Raw genomic sequence first — 18,750 nt, forward strand, 5'->3', positions numbered from 1 at the left:
TCGCACCTCGCACATCGCGGATCGACGATGCTGCGAGAGCGTCGAGGAATTCGCGCACGCTTCGTGCACTGCTGCGCGAATCCGGTCTGGCTCGGGGGCCCGGGCCCCCGAGCGGACCGCTTGTCTTGCGATGCTCGCGGTACGCCACCTATGCTCGTTTCTTCCCTGTGAACGGGGGCGTCGATGTCGTTCGTCGGCGCACTGATGTGTTTCTCAATCTGGTTGATCGCTCTCCGCTCGCTCGCCGCACGGAGTGGTCGAATGGCTTGGAGTCGTCAGCTCGCGATCGTCTCGCTCGCCGCCAGCCTGGTCGGGACGGCGGGGTGCACGCGGCGCACGAGCCCGCGCGGCGACGACGGCGGCGACGCGTGGTCGCCCTGCGGCAGCGGCGACGATCGCGACGGCGACGGGATCGGTGATCTCGACGAGGGAGATGCCGCCCCCGACGAGGACGGCGTCGAGAGCCGGCTGGACCGCGACGCCGACGGCGACGGCATCGACGACGCGATCGAGGCGGGCGACACGCGCTGCGACACCGCGCCGGTCGACGGCGATCGCGACGGTGCGCCCGACTTCCTCGACCTCGACAGCGACGACGACACGATCGCCGACGCGCACGAGGGCGCGAACGACGCCGATCTCGACGGCATCGCGAACTTCCGCGACCTCGACGCCGACGACGACGGGGTGCCCGACGCCGACGAGGCGGGCGACGACGATCTCGCGACGCCTCCTGCGATCTGCGCGGCGGAGAGCCCGACCGACGGCGCCGCGGACTACGCCGATCTCGATCGCGACGACGACGGTCTCGCCGACGGCGAGGAGCTCGCGCTCGGCACCGACGCGTGCGACGTCGACAGCGACGACGACGGACAGGGCGATCTCGTCGAGGGCGCGTACGAGCGCGTGAACTGCCCCGAGGGCGTCGACTGCGGCTGCGCGACGAGGGCGTCGTGCACGATCCCGCCGCAGCACTTCTACGTGGTGCTCGCGCAGGGCGAGTCGGCGACGCGCGATCTCGAGTTCGGCACGTCGATCCGGCGCGCGGACGTGTTCTTCCTCGTCGACACGACCGCGTCGATGGGCCCGACGCTCGCGCAGGTGCGCGACACGATCGCGACCGCCGAGACCGGGCTCGTCGATCGCATCACGCGGACGATCCCCGACGCGTGGTTCGGCGCGGGCGAGCACCGCGACTTCCCGTTCGCCGGGCACGGCGGCACCGGCGACGAGCCCCTGCGGATCGCGAGCGGCATGCGCGACGCGCGCGGCGCGCAGGCGCTGCGCGATGCGTTCGTCGCGATGGAGGCGGCGGGCGGCGGCGATCCGCCCGAGGCGCAGACCGAGGCGCTGCTGCGCATCGTGACCGGCGAGGCCGAGACCTGGACCTACCGGCGCAGCGACGGCGTCGAGACCTCGTACGCGCTCCCGCACTACGCCGGCGACTGCCTCGAGACGACGTGGGGCGCGCCCTGCTTCCGCGACGCGTCGCTGCCGGTGATCGTGATCTTCACCGACACGTGCTCGCGCAACGGGCCGACGGGGGAGTCGAGCGCGTGCGGCACCTACGACGGGGTCGCGCCGCCGCTGGCGCGATGGGACGACGCGATCGCCGCGATGAACGCGCGCAGCGCGAAGGTGATCGGCGTGAACACGTCGTCGATCACGTGCGAGACCACGCCGGACGCGTCGGGCTATGCGCCCTGCTTCTTCTTGCGCCGCACGGCGGAAGCGACCGGCTCGGTCGACGTCGACGGGCGGCCGCTCGTCCACGACCTGCCGGGATCCGCCGATCTGGCCACGTTCGCGACGACCGTCGCGTCGGCGGTCGAGCGGCTGGCGACGCGAGTCCCCCTCGACGTCGACACGGTGGTGCGTGACGACCCCAGCGACGAGGTGGGCGTCGACGCGCGCGCGTTCATCGGCGCGCGCGTCCCGGCCTGTCGGGCGGGCCTCAGCACGTGCTGGGCCGCGCCCGAGGGCGTCGCGCACGAAGATGCGGTCGGCGGGCTCGACGACGCGCGCTTCCTCGACGTGGTGCCGGGCACGCGGATCACGTTTCGCATCACGTTCCGGAACGAGACGCGCCCGGGCGGCGCGCGCTCGGAGGTGCACGTCGCGTTCGTCGACGTGCGCGGCGAGGGCACCGCGATCCTCGACACCCGTCAGGTCTACGTGGTGGTGCCCGCGAACGACGACTTCAGGCCGGGATGACCGGCGCGCCAGGTGGAGGCGATGATGCAGTCGGTGCTTGGAAGGGCGAGCGAAAGGAGCGAGCGATGAAGAGAACGCTGATCATCGGGGCCGCGCTCGCGCTCGCGGGAGCGGTCGGGCTCGGGTGCACTCCAGGCCGATCCGGGCCCGACAACGGCGGACGGACCCGCGGCGACGGCGGTGGCCTCGGGCTGCCGGACGGGTTCGTCAGCGGATGCGACGACGAGACCGACACCGACGGCGACGGAATCGCCGACGCGCGCGAGGGCTCGACGAGCGACACCGACGGCGACGGCACGTCGAACCATCTCGACGACGACTCGGACGGCGACGGGATCCTCGACTCCGAGGAGACGACGAGCGGCAACGTCTGCGCGCCCACCGACTCCGATCTCGACGGCATCCCGAACGCGTTCGACACCGACAGCGACAACGACGGTCTGACCGATCGCGAGGAGCGCATGGCGGGCAGCGACGCCACGCGCCCCGACTCCGACGGCGACGGCATCGACGACCTCACCGAGACCGCGGCCGGCTCGAGCCCGACCGACGGATCGAGCGTGCCGCCCGAGGGAACGCTCTACGTGACGGTGCCCTATCACCCGCCGACGGGCCCCGCGGGCGAGCATCCGCGGCGCGAGTTCGAGTTCCAGACGCGCCTGCGCTCGGCCGACATCGTGTTCCTCGTCGACACGACGGGCTCGATGAGCGGCACCGTGAGCAGCGTCCAGAGCGAGCTGCAGAGCCGCATCATCCCGGGCATCGTCACGGCGCTCGGCGCGGACGGCGATGCGCGCTACGCGCTCGCGTCGCACGGCGACTTCGGGCCGGGCACCGGCCCCGACGACGACGGTGCGCTGACCATCTGGCACAACCTCTCGCGCGACGCGGCGTCGGTGCAGGGCGCGACGTCGCGCCTCGCGACCGACTTCGGCGGCGACGAGCCCGAGTCGCAGGTGCCCGCGATGTACGCGCTGCTCAACGGCGAGGCGGGCGCGTCGTACCAGAGCGAGAGCCCCTACGCGACGAGCGGCCCGGCGCACCCCGACGCGCCGAAGACGCCGACGCGCGTCGTGAACACGCTCGTCGACTGCCCCGGCGTCGGCCCCGACGATCCGCGGCCGTACGGCTGGGGCTGCTTCATCGAGGGACGCGTGCCGATCATCGTGCTGATGTCCGACGCGACGATGCACAACGGCTCGGGATCGCGGCAGGACTACTCGGTCAGCCCGGCGCCTCCGACCTACGATCAGCTCGTCGCCGAGATGCAGCGCCGGGGCGCGATCTTCGTCGGCGTGTCGGTCGGCGGTCAGCGCGGCACGGCCGAGTACCGGGCGCTCGCGATGGCGACCAACTCGCTCCGCGGCGACGGCAGCCCGCTGGTGTTCGAGGGCGAGCAGAGCGAGACGTCGAACCTCGTCGTGCAGGGCCTGACCGAGATCATCGGTGAGAGCCGGCAGGACATCACGACCGACACCGTGCCGGACGCGGCGGAGACGCGCCTGCCGGCGGGCTTCGACACGACCGACTTCATCAAGGCGATCCGTCCGGTCCGCGGCATCCCGGAGATGCCCGCGGGCTACGACCGCCGCGACGAGACGACCTTCTACAACGTCGCGCCCGACACGCGTGTCGTGTTCGAGGCCGACTTCTACAACGACTTCCAGCCCGGCGGCGCGACCGCGCAGGTGTTCCGCGCGACCATCCGGACGCTCGGCCGCGCGCGCAGCGTCGTCGACAGCCGCGAGGTCTTCATGGTCGTTCCGGCCGAGGGTGGTGGCGGCCCGATCTGACGGCACGTCCCCCTGAGTGACTGTTTCGAGAACGAGGCCGGGATGGGCGACCATCCCGGCTTTTTCTCTTGTTCCACCGCGGGTTTTGACGCAGCGCGCCTAGCGACGCACCGCGTCATGTGATATGGCGCGCCCGCATGCCGTCCCTCGCCTCGCGCCTCTCGGTCATCAAGCCCTCGGCGACGATCGCCATCTCGGACCGCGCTGCGGCCCTCCGCGCCCAGGGGATCGACGTGATCTCGTTCGGCGTGGGCGAGCCGGACTTCCCGACGCCGGCGCACATCCGCGAGGCGGCGAAGGCGGCGATCGACAAGGGCGCGACGAAGTACACGCGGGTCCGCGGCATCGCCCCGCTGATCACGGCGATCCAGGACGACTGCGAGAAGCGCCGCGGCGTGCGCCCGGGCGCGGACGAGATCGTCTGCTCGGTCGGCGCGAAGCACACCCTCTACAACCTCGCGGTCGCGCTCTTCGAGCCGGGCGACGAGGTGATCATCCCTGCTCCGTATTGGGTGAGCTACCCGGAGCAGGTGCTGCTCGTCGGCGCGACGCCGAAGATCGTCGAGACGCGCGAGGAGGACGGGTTCCTGCTGCGCCCCGACGCGCTCGAGAAGGCGATCGGGCCCAAGACGAAGGGCCTCGTGCTCTGCTCGCCGTCGAACCCGACGGGCGGCGCGTACTCGGAGGAGAAGCTCCGCGCGATCGCGGCGGTGCTCGCGAAGCACCCGAACGTCTGGGTGATCGTCGACGAGATCTACGCGCAGCTGGTGTACGGCGGGTTCCAGCAGCGCTCGCTGCTCTCGATCGCGCCCGAGCTGCGCGATCGGCTCGTCATCGTCGACGGCGCGAGCAAGACGTACGCGATGACCGGCTGGCGCATGGGCTGGATGATCGCGCCCAAGGCGCTCTGCGACGCGTGCGAGATGGTGCAGAGCCAGTCGACGACGAACCCGACGTCGTTCGTGCAGCACGCGACGATCGCCGCGCTCCAGGGCGACAAGGCCGAGCTCGACGCGATGGTGCGCGAGTTCGAGGCGCGTCGCGATCTGATGGTCAGCGGGCTCAACGGGGTGCCCGGGATCACGTGCCGCGTGCCCGAGGGCGCGTTCTACGCGTTCCCGAGCGTGAAGGGCCTCCTCGGGAAGAAGACCGCGGACGGGACGGTGCTCGCCGACGACGTCGCGGTCGCGTCGTGGATGCTCGAGGAAGCGAAGAGCGCGGTGGTGCCGGGCTCGGCGTTCGGCGCGCCGGGGTACGTGCGGCTCAGCTACGCGACGTCGCGCGAGCTGATCTCGAGCGGGGTCGCGCGCATCGCGGCGGCGGTGAAGACGCTGCGCTGAGAGTGCTCGTCCCGCAGATCCCGGACGGGAGCGCGCGAAGCGCGCGGACGGTAGGGACCGGCGGGCGAGCCGATTTTGACAGTCGGTGAGCGCTCAGGCGCGCTTGCGGGCGTCACGCATCTCGCGGACCGCTTGGAGCGCCTCTTCGTACGTCTCGAACAGGTTCGAGCGCATGCCGCTCTTCTGGTGCTTGAGCGCCTCGGTCCGGATGTACGAGCGCAGCACCGGGTCGTTCGCCGCGTAGCGCACCGCGCCCGCGAGCCGCGCGTTCCACTTCGCGGCGCGGGCGCCGTAGTGCGCCGCGACGGCCGGGCTGCCGATCTCGACGTCCTTCCAGCAGATCATCGCGTAGCGCCCGGGGTACTTCTCGGCGAGCGCGTCGAGCTCGTCGAAGATCGCGTCGACCATCTCGATCGTGCTCGCCTTGATGCCCGTCGCGTCGACGAAGAGGAGGTCGTTCTCGGCGTCGTAACGAGAGATCCGGCGCGGGAGCTTCACGCCCCGATTCGTCGCCCGGAAGACGGGCGTCGCGCAACCGCGAAGCTCAGGCGCGACGGCGGCGCATGACGAGGATCATCGCGAACGCCGCGATGCCGAGGGCGCCGATGGGCGACCCACCTCCGGTGCCGGCGCTGCGACACGCACAGCCGCCCGCGGTGTCGGGCCCACCGCGACGCCCTGCATCGCCCGCGAAGCCGCCGTCGGCGCCCGCGACGCCGACGCCCTCGAGCCGCACGATCACCGTGGACTCGTCGGGGTCGTCGCTGTCGAGGAAGAGCATCGCCGCCGCCTCGCCGACCTCGACCGGCGCGAAGGCGACCTCGACGCTGCGCGAGCTGCGCGGCGGGACGACGACGGTGGTCGTGTCGAGCGCGAAGGGCTCGCGCGCCGCGCGCGGGGTGACGCGGAGCTCGGCCTCGCCCTCGTTGCGGATCTCGAGGAGCTGGGTCGTGCTCAGGCCGAGCTCGACCTCGCCGAAGTCGACGTTGCGCGGCTCGATGCGCAGATCGGGCAGCGGGACGTGGACGGTCACGCTGGGGAAGCGGATCTCGCGATCGAGATCGAGCAGCGGGACGTCGAGCGTCGTGATCGGGAGGTCGAAGCGGCGTCCCGCGATCTCGACGAAGAGCGCGGGCGCGACCGCGACGACGCCGTCGTAGTCGAGGTCACCGACCGGCGTGATGACGACGTCCTTCGCGGCGCCGAAGCCGGTCTCGCCCTCGTCGGCGGTGGCGACCGTCGAGCCACCCTCGGTGACGATCGGGAGCGCGGCGTCGCCGATCTCGATGCGCGTGGTCTGGTACGCGGCGCTCATGCGCGGCTGGAAGTCGACGACGAGCCCACCGCCGATCCCGGGCAGCGGGATGATCGCGTCGGTGATGTCGACCTCGTAGCGGAACGGCGTCGTCATGTCGCTGATCGCGACCGGACGCGGCAGCTGCGGCGGAAGGAGCATCGAGTCGAAGCCGACCATCGCGGCGAGGCGCAGGTCGCGCGGGATGTTGCCGGGGAGCGGGATGTCGCCCTCCCACGTGTAGCGGGTGCCCGCGACGGTCACGTCGAAGCGCACCTTCGCGACGATCTCGAGGCCGTAGTCGATCGACAGGCGTCCGCTGCCCGGTGTGCCCGGCACCGCGATCGAGAGCGGCGCGGGCCAGAACGTGATGCTGCGCCCCGCGAGACCGATCTCCGTCTCGCCGCCTCCGGCGATCGCGAATCGCACCTGGAGCGGAGAGCCCGAGGGGATCCATCCGGTGTCGTACGAGAAGGAGTCGAAGAAGCCTTCGCGATAGTGGAACTCGAGATCACCGGACTCGTGACACCCGTCGCGCAGCTCGGGGCACGTGGTGATCGGGACGCCTTCCTGCGCGTGCGAGCGCGCTGGAAATGCCGCGAAGATCGCGAGGAGCGAGGCGGTGAAGAGGCTCGACGACGCGTCGAGAATTCGATCAAGCAAGCGCGTGCTCATGTTCGGCTCGAGCCGATGTTCGAGAAAAGCGCGACGATCTGCAATGCCTCGGACTCGGACGCGACTTTTCGCATCGGCGAGCACGCACGAACTGCGTCGCTCGTGCGCGCTTGTGCTAAGCGTCGAATCCGGATGGCGCCCCTCGCGAGCGACACGATCGCTCGAGCGCGTCCGAGGACGTAAGCCGCAGATTCTTGGCGGATCGTGACGCGCAGCAGAGCCACATGCGATTTCGAGGCTGAGGCGCGACTCGTGGGGTCGTTGCTCCGCGCGCTGTCGACGATCGTCTCGCTGCTGCTCTGTGCAGTGATCGCCACCGGGTGCTCCGACGAGGAGCGCGAGGAAGCGGGCGAAGGAACGCGCGCGACCGATGGACGTCGCGCGACGACGCCGAGCCCGCCGAGCTACGAGCCGATCGAGGTCGTGAACGGCGGGACGATCACCGGCAGCGTGCAGTGGGCGGGTGAGCGTCCCGCGCCGATCGAGATCGCGGTGCCGATGCACGCGGCGCGATGTGGTGAGTCGCAGCGCTCGCCGGCGATCGAGATCTCGCGGCGCGGCGGCGTGAGCGGCACGGTGGTGTGGCTCGAGGGCATCCGTCGCGGTCGCGCGCTGCAGGTGCCGGCGGAGCCGGTGGTGGTGTCGATCGCGGACTGCGGGTTCCGGCCGCACGTGGTCGCGGTGCCGGTGGGCGCGCGCGTCGCGTGGCGGAACGACGAGCCGATCCTGCACAACGTGCACGCGAGCTTCTTCGAGCGGGCGCGCCCGCCGCGGAGCTGGTTCTCGGAGGGGCTTCCCGAGCAGGGCGCGTCGCACGAGGTGACGATCGAGCGCGCGGGCGCGGTGCGCGTGGTCGACGACGCGGGGCATCCGTGGATGCTCGGCTGGGTGCACGCGTTCGAGCATCCGTACTTCGCGGTGAGCGACGCCGAAGGGCGATTCCAGCTCACGGGCATCCCGCCCGGGCAGTACGTGGTGCGGGTGTGGCACGAGGGATTCCTGACGAGCGGAGCGACGGAGTCGGGACGTCCGGTGTACTCGGCGCCGATCGTGATGAGTCGGCCGGTGACGGTGTCGACGGGGCACGACACGCCGGTGGACTTCGAGGTGGGGGTCGCTGCGGCGCTCGCTGCCGGGGAGTGATCGCGCTCGGGTGCTGTGACGCGCGATTCGTGAGTCGCAGTCGGCTCGCGCGCGCGTTTCGCGCCGCGCTCGTCTGCAGTGGCGATCAGTCGCGGGTGGTCGGCGATCGGTGGCGGGCGGCGTGCTCGTCGGCGCTGCGGCGGGCTCGGGCGTGCTGAGCTGCGATCGACTCGAGCGTGGTCGGGCCCGCGACCCCGGCGAGCTCGAGCTGGATCGCGAGCGCGGCCTCGAGCGCGGTGCGGTTCGGTGGTGTGGGGCTCTGGTAGAACGCGCGCCACGCGCGGCTGATCGCGGTCTCGGCGAGCGACGTGTCGAGCAGCGCGCGCTCTTCGGCCGGCCACTCGGCGGCGAGCTCGGTCGTGAGGTCGACGCCGGTCCAGGCGCGCGAGATGCGGAGCAGGTTGGCGACCCAGCGGATGCGCCACGCTCGCGAGAGGACGTCCCACGAGACCTCGAGCACGAGGCGCGGGCTCGGCGACGCGACGTCGCGCGTCACCGCCAGCCACGCCGGGGCGAGCAGCGCGCGGACCTCGGGCTCGCAGTACGGCGCGACGTCGTCGGAGAGATCGGCGGGCCACATTTGCTCGAGCGCCTCGACGACACGCGCGCCGAGCGGGGTGCGATCGTCGCCCCGCTCCCGCAGACACGCGACGAGGCCGAGACGAACGGCTTCGGCGCTGCCAGTCGACATCCACACCGAGTCGCCCGCGACCGAGATGATCGCGCCCATTTCGGCGAGGATACGCGACCCAGGGCGACGACGACGCGACGCGAACGAGCGTCCGCGCGCAGGACGCGCGTCAGGGCTCCGACGCGGCCTTCGATGCTCGCTCGGCGTCCTCGGCGGGCGCTGGCTCGCGCTCGGCCTCGGGCTCCGGCTCGCGCTCGATGATCGCGCTCGCGCCGCGCGTGGGCGGGGAGCGCCACCGGAGCGCGGCGCGGCGGAGGCCTTCGGGGTCCGCCGCCTGGGCCGCGCGCGCCAAGAGGATGATCCCGAGCACCGCGTCGAGGAGCTGGATCGGGCTCCGCGCGGCGTAGCCGCCCGCGATCCACAGCGCCATGCCCGCGCCGAGCTGGCGCTTCCACGGATCGTCGGACGTCATCCCCGCGAACGCCGCCGCGAAGCCGACCGTCGCGACGAGCACGTAGAGGATCGTCGCTTCCTCGGGGAGCGCCGCGACGCGGAACGCACCGTAGAGCACCGTGCTGTAGTGCGGCGGGAGCGCGTCCTGTCCGGCCATCGCGAGCGCGATGCCGATCACCAGGACGAGCGCGGCGGCGCCCCACGAGATCATCGCGCGCCGATCACGCCCGCGCGGCAGCGCCGCGGGCACCAGCACCAGCGGCACGAGCAGCCACGTCAGCTCGCCGCCGTGACGGCACAGGTAGGCGATCGGGCCGCCGATGCCGCCGCCGAGCACCGCGCGGAGGCTCGCGATCGTGACGACCACGAGCGCCTGGAGCGCCGTCGCGACCGCGAGGATCAGCGCGACCTTGAGGACTCGGTCGCGGTAGCTCGCGCCCGCCGAGCCGAAGAGCGAGATCAACGCGTTCGTCGCGAACATGCCGATCAGCACGATCAGCGGTGTGAGGCGCTCCCGCGGCAACATCAGCGCGATCGTCAGGCTCGGCATCAGGATGCCGGCGAACCCCGCGACCGGGAGGCGCACGTAGAGCGGCGCGAACCCCGGCATGCGCAGGTAGGTCGTCAGCGCCGAGACGAGCGCGTAGAGCCCCGCGATGCCGGCGAGGTTCCGCGGGAGCGCGCCCATCCGCATCCACTCGAGCAGGACGGGGGCCTCGACGCTCTCCGCGGCGGCGCGCACCACGACGCGGTTGATCGCGAGATCCACGACGGCCGCGAGCGCGGCGAGGATCGCGAGCGGCGGCGCGGCGCGGAGCGCTTGGACTCGCGGGTCGGACGACGACACGGGAGCCGGACCCTAGCACCGTCTGGGACGCGGGTGCGCACGAGGAACTCTCGCGTCCCGCCGCTGTCGGAGCGCGACGTGCGTACGGCGCTCGTCCCTCTCGGCGCGGTCCTCGCGGCCGCGCTCGCCTTTCCATCCCCGGCGATCGCGCAGACGCCGCTCACGGTGTCGATCGAGAGCCCGACACCGGGCGTCGCGGACGTGCACGGCAACGCGACGACGCTCGAGGCCGTGGTGTCGGACCCGACGCTGCGCACCGCGACGCTCACGATCCACGGCGCGAGCTACTCGGTGCCGATCGAGCACGGGCGGATCACGCAGCAGCTCGTGGTCGCGGGCGGCGTGAACCGCGTGGGCATCACCGTGCAGCGCGGGGACGAGGTCGCGCGCGACGCGGTCACGTGGTTCGTGCGCGGCGAGACCACCGAGCTGCTCGTGCTCGCGACGTGGGAGGCGACCGGCGAGATCATCGATCTCTGGGTCCGCGAGCCGGGCGGCGAGACGTGCAAATGGGACCATCGCTCGACCGAGCGCGGCGGGCGCCTGCTCGACTTCTCGACGAGCGCGATCGGGCTGGGATCGCAGGGGTTCGTCGCGCCCGAGGTCGAGGCGGGGACCTATCGCATCAAGGTCCACTACTGGGGCGGCTTCGGCGACGAGGACCAGCGGTGGAGCGGCGACTACGAGCAGCTCATCGGCGAGCTCGACGCCGCGGAGCTCGCGCTCACGACCGCGGTGGGCGCGCTGCGGGTGATGCGGATGCGCGAGCGTGATCGGCTCGCGGCGCGGCTCGATCGCTGGGCACTGCCCGGGGCGCCGCAGACCGCGGTGCACGTCGAGGCGATCCTCTTCCCGGGCACGCCCCACGAGCGGCGGTGGCGCTTCGATCGACGGGTCGATCGCACCGGGCACCTCGCGACGCTGGGCGAGATCGAGATCGACGAGGCGCTGATCCGCGCGGCGCGCGCGGGGCGGGAGCGATGACGATGAGGCGGTGGAGCGCGCTCGGAGTGGTGCTCGTGATCGCGCTGGGCACCGGTGCCCCCGCGCGTGGCGTGGACCTGACCACGTCGCTGCCGATCCCGTTGCCGAATCGGCCCTTCTTGTTGGTCGACGCGCCGCGGCGGTTCCTGCCGAGCGAGAGCGCGGAGGTGAACGTCGATCTCGCCGAGGAGGGCACGGTCGGGGTCGCGGTGCTGCGGGTGCACGATCCGGTCGCGCTGCTCGCGATGTCGCCCTCGCGCCAGGGGATCTCGGTGGCGCCGACCGCGCTCGGGCGCGAGTCCGAGGCGCTGATGGCGCAGTCGGGCCCGCTGCCGCGCCGAGGGACCGCGCTGACGCTGATCGCGACGCGCGACGAGCCGCTGCGGATTCGGCGCGGACGCGGGCGCGTCGCGTCCGCGGGGGAGAGCGCGGTCTACGACAGCTACGAGGGCGAGGAGAGCGACGTCGAGACCTACGGCGTGCACGCAGGTGCGTGGGCGACCGGGAGCATCGCGCTCGGGCGCTTGCCCGAGGGCCTCTATCTCGTGCGCGTCACCCGCGGCGCGTGGGCGGGCTCGACGCTGGTCTCGGTGGGACGCGACGTGCTGCTGGTGCGGCGCGGCGATCTCCACGACGAGGTGCGCGTGATCGGAGCCGACGGCGCGCCGCGCGCGAACGTGCGCGTGGAAGCGCGCGTGGGCGCGAGCGTGATCGCCGCGGGCGTGACCAACGCGCAGGGCGCGCTGCGGGTGCCTGCGTCGGATCGCGAGCGGCTGCGGTTCGTCGCGCGCGAGGGCGAGGACGTGACGTGGGCCGACGTCGCGCACGCCCGGATGGCGGCGTGTGATCCGCGGGTGTTCCTCGGCACCGGGCGTCCGGTGTTCCGCGCGGGCGACGTGATCCACGTGCGCGGTCAGGTGCGCGGCTGCGACACGCGCGGCGAGGAGCGCCCGCTCGCCGACGAGCCGCTCGTGCTCGCGCCCGGCGACGTCACGGTGCGCAGCGATGCGAACGGCGACTTCGTCGCGGAGCTGATCGCGCCGGCCGACGGCATCCTGCGAGCACGGGTGCGCGGGCACGAGTCGGTGCGCGACGTGACGATCGATCCGCGTCGTCTGCCGGACCGCGCGCTGACGGTGCGCGTCGATCGTGCGTACGCCGCGTCGGGTGAGCGCGTCGCGGTCGAGGTCGCCGACGCCGACGGTGGATGGCCGCGCGTCGCGCAGGTCTCGCTGCGCACCCCGGTGGGCACGATGTCGAGCGAGATCGGCCCCTCGCGGCCGGCGCGCTTCTCGTTCGTCATGCCGCGTCGCGACGAGGTGCTCGCGCGCGTGTCGCTCGAGGCGACCCTCGCGCAGCCGGGGCGCGTGCAGACCGCGCACGCCGAGCTGTGGACCGGCCGTCGCGCGGAGATCGTGGAGCTGTCGAGCGATCGCTCGCACGGACAGGAGAACGCGCGCATGCCGGTCCGGGTGCGCGCGAGCGATCTCGCGGGGAACGCGCGTCCGGGCGCGATCGTGGTGAGCCTGCACGGCAGTGACGGGAACGCGCGCGGCCCCGAGCGTGCGCGCTGGGACGTGCAGGCCGGCGAGGACGGATGGGCGACGCTCGACGTCGAGCTGCGCGGCGGCGGACCGTGGTGGATCGAGGCGCGCCGCGGGGAGAGCGTGGCGTCGCTGGTGGTGCGCAATCGCCCGGGCCCGCCGCAGCTCGGCACGCGCGGAGAGCTCGCGGTGCAGCCGCGCGCCGAGATCGTGGAGCCGGGCGGGACGCTCGAGGTCGACGTGCGGATGCGCGCCGGCGCGAGCGCGTGGGTGACGCTCGAGCAGGGCAGCGTGCACGCGAGCCGGCTGGTGCGCGGCTCGCAGCGCGTGACGCTCGACGTGCCGCGCGAGGCGCGCGGAATGGCGACCGTCGTCGCGACCGAGGTGCGCGGCGCCGAGGTGAAGAGCGCGAGCGCGACCGTCGAGGTGCGCACCAGCCGTCGCTTCGCGATGAGCACGGCCACCGAGCGGCGCAGCTACGCCGAGGGCGAGCGCGCGCAGGTGACGATCGAGGCGCGCGATCACGCGGGCGCGCCGCGCGACGCGGTGGTGTCGGTGTGGATGGCCGACGCGGGGTGGTGGGAGCTCGGCGACGAGCGGCACCCCGCGCCCGACGACTACTTCCGGATCGCGGGGCGCCCGGCGAGCGCCGGCGACGGCAGCGCGCCGGTGGTGTACGGCGCCGAGGAAGGGCGGCACGTCGACGCGTGGATGGAGTGGAACGGCACGCGCGTCGAGCGCGCGAGCTTCCGTCACGGCTGGGGCTTCGGCGGCGCGCTGGTCGCGATGGAGCGCTCGGGCTCGCTGCGCGACGTGGTGCAGGCGCTCGCGCAGGCGGCCGGGCTGCGCGGTGCCGAGGTGTGCGAGCGCGCGAACGCGCGCCACGAGCCGGTGAGCGTGCGCGCGCAGCAGCTGCCGTGGGATCTGATCGCGATGCGCACCCACGAGCTCGCGAGCGTGCAGCTCGACGGCGAGGAAGCGCTCGGTGAGCCGTACGTGCAGGGCGGCGTGCTGCACTTCGAGTGCGGCGGGGGCACCGGCGTGTCGGGCGCCGGCGCGAGCGGAAGCGGGAGCGGGTACGGCTCGGGCACCGGCGGGATGGGCATGCGCGGCGGGGCGCGCGAGGAGCGGCTCGAGGGCACGCTGTTCTTCCTCGGGCGCCTCGCGCTCGGCGCCGACGGTCGCGAGGTGATCGAGATCCCGCTCCCGGCGCACCCGGGGCGCTGGCGCATCGAGGCGCTGGCGATCGCGGACGATGGAGGGGGCGCCTCGGCGAGCGCGGTCGTGCACACCACGCGTCCGGTCGTCGCGACGATCCAGGCGCCGCGGCGGCTCGCGGTGGGCGACGAGAGCGAGCTGCGCATCGACGTGCTCGCGCCGAGCGCGGCGGGCGCCACCGTGGAGATCGCGATCGCGAGCGGCGGGGAGCTCGTGATCGAAGGCGAAGCGCGCTCGGTCGCGATCGACGCCCGCGGGCACGGCTCGCTGCCGCTGCGGGTGCGCGCGGTGCGGGAAGGGCGATCATCGGTGACGGTTCGCGCTGCGGTCGCGAGCGGCGCCGACGACGAGGTGCGCACCGACGTCGAGGTCGCACCGAGCGCGACGTCGCAGCCGGTCGCGATGCGCGCGGTCATCGGGCCCGACGCGACCGACGTGATGATCCCGGTCCCGCCTCGAGTGCGCGACGCCGTGCTGCGCGTCCGTGTGGGCAGCGACGTCGCGGCGATGGTGCGCGAGCGGCTCGAGGTGCTCCACGCGCCGCAGTGGCAGGTCCCGGTGCTGCGCGCGGATCGCCTCGGCGCGCTCCTCGCGCTGGCGCGCGCGAGCGATGACGACGCGGTCGTGCGCGCGGTGCGCGGGGAAGCAGCAGCGCTGATCGCGAGCGCGGAGGCGGACGCCGGCGGAGACGGATCGCTCTCGTGGTGGGCCGGCATCGCGCGCGACGACGTGATGACCGCCGAGCTCGTCTGGGGGCTCGCGCCGTGGCGCGACGACGCCGCGCTTCGCGCGGGGTGGGTGCGCGCCGCGGAGGCGCTTCGCACGCGGATGGACGCGGGAGAGATCGACGCTCGCGAAGCCGCCGCGGTCGCGGCGGCGCTGGCGCGCGCAGGTGATCGCGATCGTGCGCGGCGCTTGCTGAGCGACGCCGCGCTCGATCATCCGGACGCGCTGGTGTGGGCCGTGCGCGCGGCGCGCGCGGCGGGAGACTCGGCGTCGCCCTACGGCGCGCGGCTCGAGCCGATCGTCGACGCGATGCTCACCTCGCGCGCGACCGGCGGCACCTGCTTCACCGGGTTCCTCTGCACGGCCCGTCAGAGCGAGCGCGCGACGATGGCGCGCGCCGCCGAGGCGCTGATCGAGAGCGGGCGTCCTGGCGCGCGCGAGCGTGCGGCGCGCATCGCGATGCGGATCGCGGAGCGCCCCGCCGACGTCGGCGCGTGGACGTGGGGCGACGCCGACGCGGACGTGCTCGCGCTCATCGCGCGGCTCGAGGACGGGCACGCCGACGACGTCGTCGCGACGGTGGTGCAGGGCGAGCGACGCCTCGCGCGGGTGCGCGGCGACGCGAGCGTCGTGGTGCCCGCGGGAGACGAGCCGATCGCGCTGCGCTTCGAAGGCGGGCGCGGGCGCTTCGTGCTCGCGTCGATCGACGGCGTGGTCGACGTCGACGCGACGCGCGCCGGGCGCGGGAACGTGCCCGTCGAGCGGCGATTCGTGAGCGAGCGCGGCGGGCAGTTCGTGGAGATCGAGCTGACGCTGCGCCGCGATGCGCGGGACGTCGCGCTGTCGGTCCCGCTGCCCGCCGGGCTCGAGCTCGGGCGCGCGACCGTCGGCGTGAGCGCGACCGGGCGCCGCTTCACGTGGTGGGGCGCCGAGGTCGACGCCGGGCCCGAGGTGCCGCGTCTGGCGCGCGATGCGTCGGGGCTCGCGCTGCGCTGGGAGCGCTTGCGCGCCGGGCGCTACGTAGTGCGCGTGCCGCTCGTCCAGAGCGCGCGCGGTCGCTTCACCGCGGGCGCGGTGCTGCTGCGCACCGCCGACGACACGACGTGGGGCCTCGCCCCGCCGCTCGTGCTGGAGTGAGGAAATCCATCGGGGGCGTCCTTCCAAGCGCAGGACGCTCACCGATAGACTCGTCGCGTGCGCACCACGAGCTTCGCCTACGCGGTCTTCGTCTGTCTGATCTCGCTGCTCGCTCCACCCGCTCGCGTGCACGCGCAGGCGACGTGCGTCGACGCGACCGGCGATGCGTGCCGCAACGTGCTGCGCACCGCGCGCCCCGACGGCGTCGTCAACGACGTCTTCACCACGCGCGACGGGCTCTACGGCCCGCAGCTCAGCTTCGCGAGCTACGTGCGCGGCGCGAACGGCTGCTACGGCGTGAGCGATCGCCCGACGATCCTCGAGGGCTACACCTGCACCGACACCGGCGTGCCCGCGCTCGGCGCCGATCGCGCGCCCTACGCGAACTCGCTCGACTGGTACTGGACGCAGGTCTACCGCACGCGCGACGACGGCGTGACGTTCGTCGGCGACGGCGAGCCCGGCTTCTACGAGCCCTCGCGCGGGCGCATCTACGACCTCGGCGGCGAGGCGAACCGCGTGGTGCTCTTCCCGATCACCGATCACCCGCCGCTGCCCTGCGAAGCGTTCGAGTACAGCGTCTATCTCTCGAACGATCCCAACGCGACGGTCACCGCGTCGCCCGACGCGCCGAACCCGCTGCACTGGAACCCGGCGCGGCTCATCCGCGCGTACGAGCAGGGCTGGACCCGCAACCCGACCGCGCGCGGCGCGTCGGAGGCCGCGCGCCCCGACCTCGGCACGTGGCTGCGCGACAACAGCGCGGGCGAGGCGGTCTCGGACGCGCTCGTGACGGTGTGGGCGCTCCCGTGCGGCCTCTCGTTCCGCTACGCGTCGATTGTCGCGGGCAACTACGGCAACCCCGGCCCCGAGTGCGTCTACCACAGCAACGAGGACGAGCTCGACGCGGTCGCGGGCCTCAACGAGGACGACACCGCGATCTGCATCGACGCCGACGGCGACGGGCACCGCGCCGCGAGCTGTGGCGGAAGTGACTGCGACGATAGCGATCCCGCCGTGCACCCCGGCGCGTTCGAGCCCTGCGACGCGACGCGCGATCTCGACTGCATGCCGATGGCGGAGTGTCCCTCGGGCACGCGCTGCGAGAGCGCGAGCGGGCTCTGCGTGACCACGTGCTTCGAGGGTGGCTGCGGCGCGGGCTTCACGTGCACCGGGAGCGGGCTCTGCGTCGAGAGCGCGTGCGCGGCGCGCACCGAGCCCTGCCCTGCCGGCACGATCTGCCGCGCGGGCGAGTGCCGCGCGCCGTGCGACGGAGTCGTGTGCCCGCGCGGCCAGGTGTGCACCGGCGGCGCGTGCATCGATCCCTGCGCCGGCGTGGTCTGCCCGGTGAACCAGACGTGCATCGCGGGCACGCCGGGCGCGGTGACGCTCTGCGGGCCCGCGTGCACCTGCGACGAGATCTCGACGCCGCTCTGCGGCGAGGGCCGCGCGTGCGACGCGCGCGCCGACTCCCCGACGCGCGGCGAGTGTGTCGATCCCGGGTGCGAGACCGCGACCTGCGCCGCGAGCGAGGTGTGCGTCGGCGGTTCGTGCGTCGATGCGTGCGCCGGCGTGACGTGCCCGATCGGACAGCGCTGCGACGCGGGCGCGTGCGTCGTCGATCGCTGCGCGTCGGTGACGTGCCCCGGCGGTCGCGTGTGCCGCGCGGGCGAGTGCGTCGACGCGTGCGAGGGCGTGACGTGCGGCGAGGGCGAGCGCTGCCGCAACGGCGCGTGCATGCCCGACCCGTGCGCCGGGATCACCTGCGCGCCGGGCTTCGTGTGCAACGAGGGCACGTGCGTGGTGTCGGGCCCGCAGGACGCGGGCGGCAACGGCATGGACGGCGGCGGGCGCGGGCCGCGCGGGACGACCGACGGCGGATGCTGTCGCGTCGCGGGCGGCGGCGATCGCGGCACGAGCGGCGTGGTGCTGCTGGTGATCGCGCTCGCGATCGTGATCGCGGCGCGCCGTCGTGGCTGAGTGATCGCGGGAGTGCTCGTCCCGCCGGGCCCGGACGGGAGCGCGCGAACCGCGCGCACGGGAGGGACCGGCGGGCGAGCCGATCTTCGACCGTCGTCGATTCCACGCGGGCTTCCACGCCCGCTCCAACGCGGGCCCCGCACACCGGTCTCGTCCCGCCCGAGTCGGGCGACACGAGGAGACCGACGACATGGATCACGCTCAGCAGGTTCCCGCGCAGCCCACGACCCTCAACGGCATCGACCTCACCGCCCTCGCCACCGCGGGCGCGGCGCTCGCGAGCGACCCGACGCTCGCGCCCGTGACGTTCCGCGCCTCGACCTCGTGGCGCGGCGCGTTCCGCACCGTCACCGAGATCGCCGACTACGACATCGGCGGCAACACCGTGTCGCGCCGCCATCGCATCGTGACCGACGAGCCGCTCGAGATCCTCGGCGGCGACAGCGCGCCGAACCCGCAGGACCTCATCCTCGCGGCGCTCGGCTCGTGCATGATGGTCGGCTTCGTCGCGGGCGCGACCCAGCGCGGCATCCGCATCGAGTCGCTCCGGATCGACACCGCGTGCTCGTTCGATCTGCGCGGCGCGTTCGGGCTCGATCCCTCGCTCCCGCCGGGCGCGACGGTGTTCCACTACACGATCCGCGTGAGCGCGCCCGGCGCGAGCGCCGACGCGCTGCGCGAGATCCACGACGAGGTGAAGGCGCGCTCGCCGAACCGCTTCCACCTCACGACGCCCATCCGCATGGAGTCGTCGCTCGTCGTGGAGTGATC

General features: G+C 73.4%; 12 protein-coding genes. 8 read left to right on the forward strand and 4 right to left on the reverse strand.

Features of this window, described 5'->3' with window-relative positions; all coding sequences use genetic code 11:
- Nucleotides 1–261 precede the first annotated feature (261 nt).
- From DB32_RS38450 to DB32_RS38460, 3 genes are all read left to right on the forward strand, one after another.
- On the forward strand, nucleotides 262–2,214 hold the full coding sequence (locus DB32_RS38450) for a hypothetical protein (RefSeq protein WP_053237633.1): 1,953 nt from the start codon (nucleotides 262–264) through the stop codon (nucleotides 2,212–2,214).
- Nucleotides 2,215–2,279: 65 nt separating this feature from the next.
- Nucleotides 2,280–4,007 carry a hypothetical protein gene (locus tag DB32_RS38455; protein WP_053237634.1) on the forward strand — a complete coding sequence of 576 codons (1,728 nt, stop codon included), beginning with the start codon at nucleotides 2,280–2,282 and terminating at the stop codon, nucleotides 4,005–4,007.
- Nucleotides 4,008–4,144: 137 nt separating this feature from the next.
- Entirely contained in the window at nucleotides 4,145–5,347 is a 1,203-nt protein-coding gene (locus DB32_RS38460; protein WP_053237635.1) for a pyridoxal phosphate-dependent aminotransferase, read from the forward strand.
- A gap of 93 nt (nucleotides 5,348–5,440) precedes the next feature.
- Here DB32_RS38460 and DB32_RS38465 read toward each other — a convergent pair whose 3' ends face one another.
- Nucleotides 5,441–5,845, reverse strand: a complete 405-nt coding sequence (locus DB32_RS38465; RefSeq protein WP_053237636.1) for a hypothetical protein — start codon at nucleotides 5,843–5,845, stop codon at nucleotides 5,441–5,443.
- A gap of 46 nt (nucleotides 5,846–5,891) precedes the next feature.
- On the reverse strand, nucleotides 5,892–7,304 hold the full coding sequence (locus DB32_RS38470) for an Ig-like domain-containing protein (protein ID WP_157070011.1): 1,413 nt from the start codon (nucleotides 7,302–7,304) through the stop codon (nucleotides 5,892–5,894).
- A gap of 264 nt (nucleotides 7,305–7,568) precedes the next feature.
- On the opposite strand from DB32_RS38470, the gene DB32_RS38475 reads away from it, so the two are divergent.
- On the forward strand, nucleotides 7,569–8,459 hold the full coding sequence (locus tag DB32_RS38475; RefSeq protein ID WP_053237638.1) for a carboxypeptidase regulatory-like domain-containing protein: 891 nt from the start codon (nucleotides 7,569–7,571) through the stop codon (nucleotides 8,457–8,459).
- An 85-nt stretch (nucleotides 8,460–8,544) separates the two neighbouring features.
- Here DB32_RS38475 and DB32_RS38480 read toward each other — a convergent pair whose 3' ends face one another.
- Nucleotides 8,545–9,189: a hypothetical protein gene (locus tag DB32_RS38480; RefSeq protein WP_053237639.1), complete on the reverse strand. Its 645-nt coding sequence runs from the start codon at nucleotides 9,187–9,189 to the stop codon at nucleotides 8,545–8,547.
- 70 nt (nucleotides 9,190–9,259) lie between these two features.
- Nucleotides 9,260–10,390, reverse strand: a complete 1,131-nt coding sequence (locus DB32_RS38485) for a hypothetical protein (protein ID WP_053237640.1) — start codon at nucleotides 10,388–10,390, stop codon at nucleotides 9,260–9,262.
- A gap of 78 nt (nucleotides 10,391–10,468) precedes the next feature.
- On the opposite strand from DB32_RS38485, the gene DB32_RS38490 reads away from it, so the two are divergent.
- The 4 genes from DB32_RS38490 to DB32_RS38505 all read left to right on the forward strand — a co-directional run bounded on the left by DB32_RS38490 (nucleotide 10,469) and on the right by DB32_RS38505 (nucleotide 18,748).
- Complete coding sequence (locus tag DB32_RS38490) at nucleotides 10,469–11,374, forward strand: YfaP family protein (RefSeq protein WP_157070013.1); 906 nt, start codon at nucleotides 10,469–10,471, stop codon at nucleotides 11,372–11,374.
- 2 nt (nucleotides 11,375–11,376) lie between these two features.
- Nucleotides 11,377–15,999, forward strand: a complete 4,623-nt coding sequence (locus DB32_RS38495; protein ID WP_169791693.1) for an alpha-2-macroglobulin family protein — start codon at nucleotides 11,377–11,379, stop codon at nucleotides 15,997–15,999.
- 57 nt (nucleotides 16,000–16,056) lie between these two features.
- Nucleotides 16,057–17,979 carry a putative metal-binding motif-containing protein gene (locus DB32_RS38500; protein WP_053237643.1) on the forward strand — a complete coding sequence of 641 codons (1,923 nt, stop codon included), beginning with the start codon at nucleotides 16,057–16,059 and terminating at the stop codon, nucleotides 17,977–17,979.
- Between the two features lie 190 nt (nucleotides 17,980–18,169).
- Nucleotides 18,170–18,748 carry an OsmC family protein gene (locus tag DB32_RS38505; protein WP_053237644.1) on the forward strand — a complete coding sequence of 193 codons (579 nt, stop codon included), beginning with the start codon at nucleotides 18,170–18,172 and terminating at the stop codon, nucleotides 18,746–18,748.
- Nucleotides 18,749–18,750: the final 2 nt, after the last annotated feature.

The sequence above is a fragment of the Sandaracinus amylolyticus genome, from assembly GCF_000737325.1.
Lineage (GTDB): Bacteria > Myxococcota_A > Polyangia > Polyangiales > Sandaracinaceae > Sandaracinus > Sandaracinus amylolyticus.

Excerpts from the sequence above, each read along its gene's own strand:
- DB32_RS38450 (WP_053237633.1), top strand. The coding sequence starts at position 262 with ATGGCTTGGAGTCGTCAGCTCGCGATCGTCTCGCTCGCCGCCAGCCTG.
- DB32_RS38505 (WP_053237644.1), top strand. The coding sequence starts at position 18,170 with ATGGATCACGCTCAGCAGGTTCCCGCGCAGCCCACGACCCTCAACGGC.
- DB32_RS38495 (WP_169791693.1), top strand. The coding sequence starts at position 11,377 with ATGAGGCGGTGGAGCGCGCTCGGAGTGGTGCTCGTGATCGCGCTGGGC.
- DB32_RS38480 (WP_053237639.1), bottom strand. The coding sequence starts at position 9,189 with ATGGGCGCGATCATCTCGGTCGCGGGCGACTCGGTGTGGATGTCGACT.
- DB32_RS38455 (WP_053237634.1), top strand. The coding sequence starts at position 2,280 with ATGAAGAGAACGCTGATCATCGGGGCCGCGCTCGCGCTCGCGGGAGCG.
- DB32_RS38460 (WP_053237635.1), top strand. The coding sequence starts at position 4,145 with ATGCCGTCCCTCGCCTCGCGCCTCTCGGTCATCAAGCCCTCGGCGACG.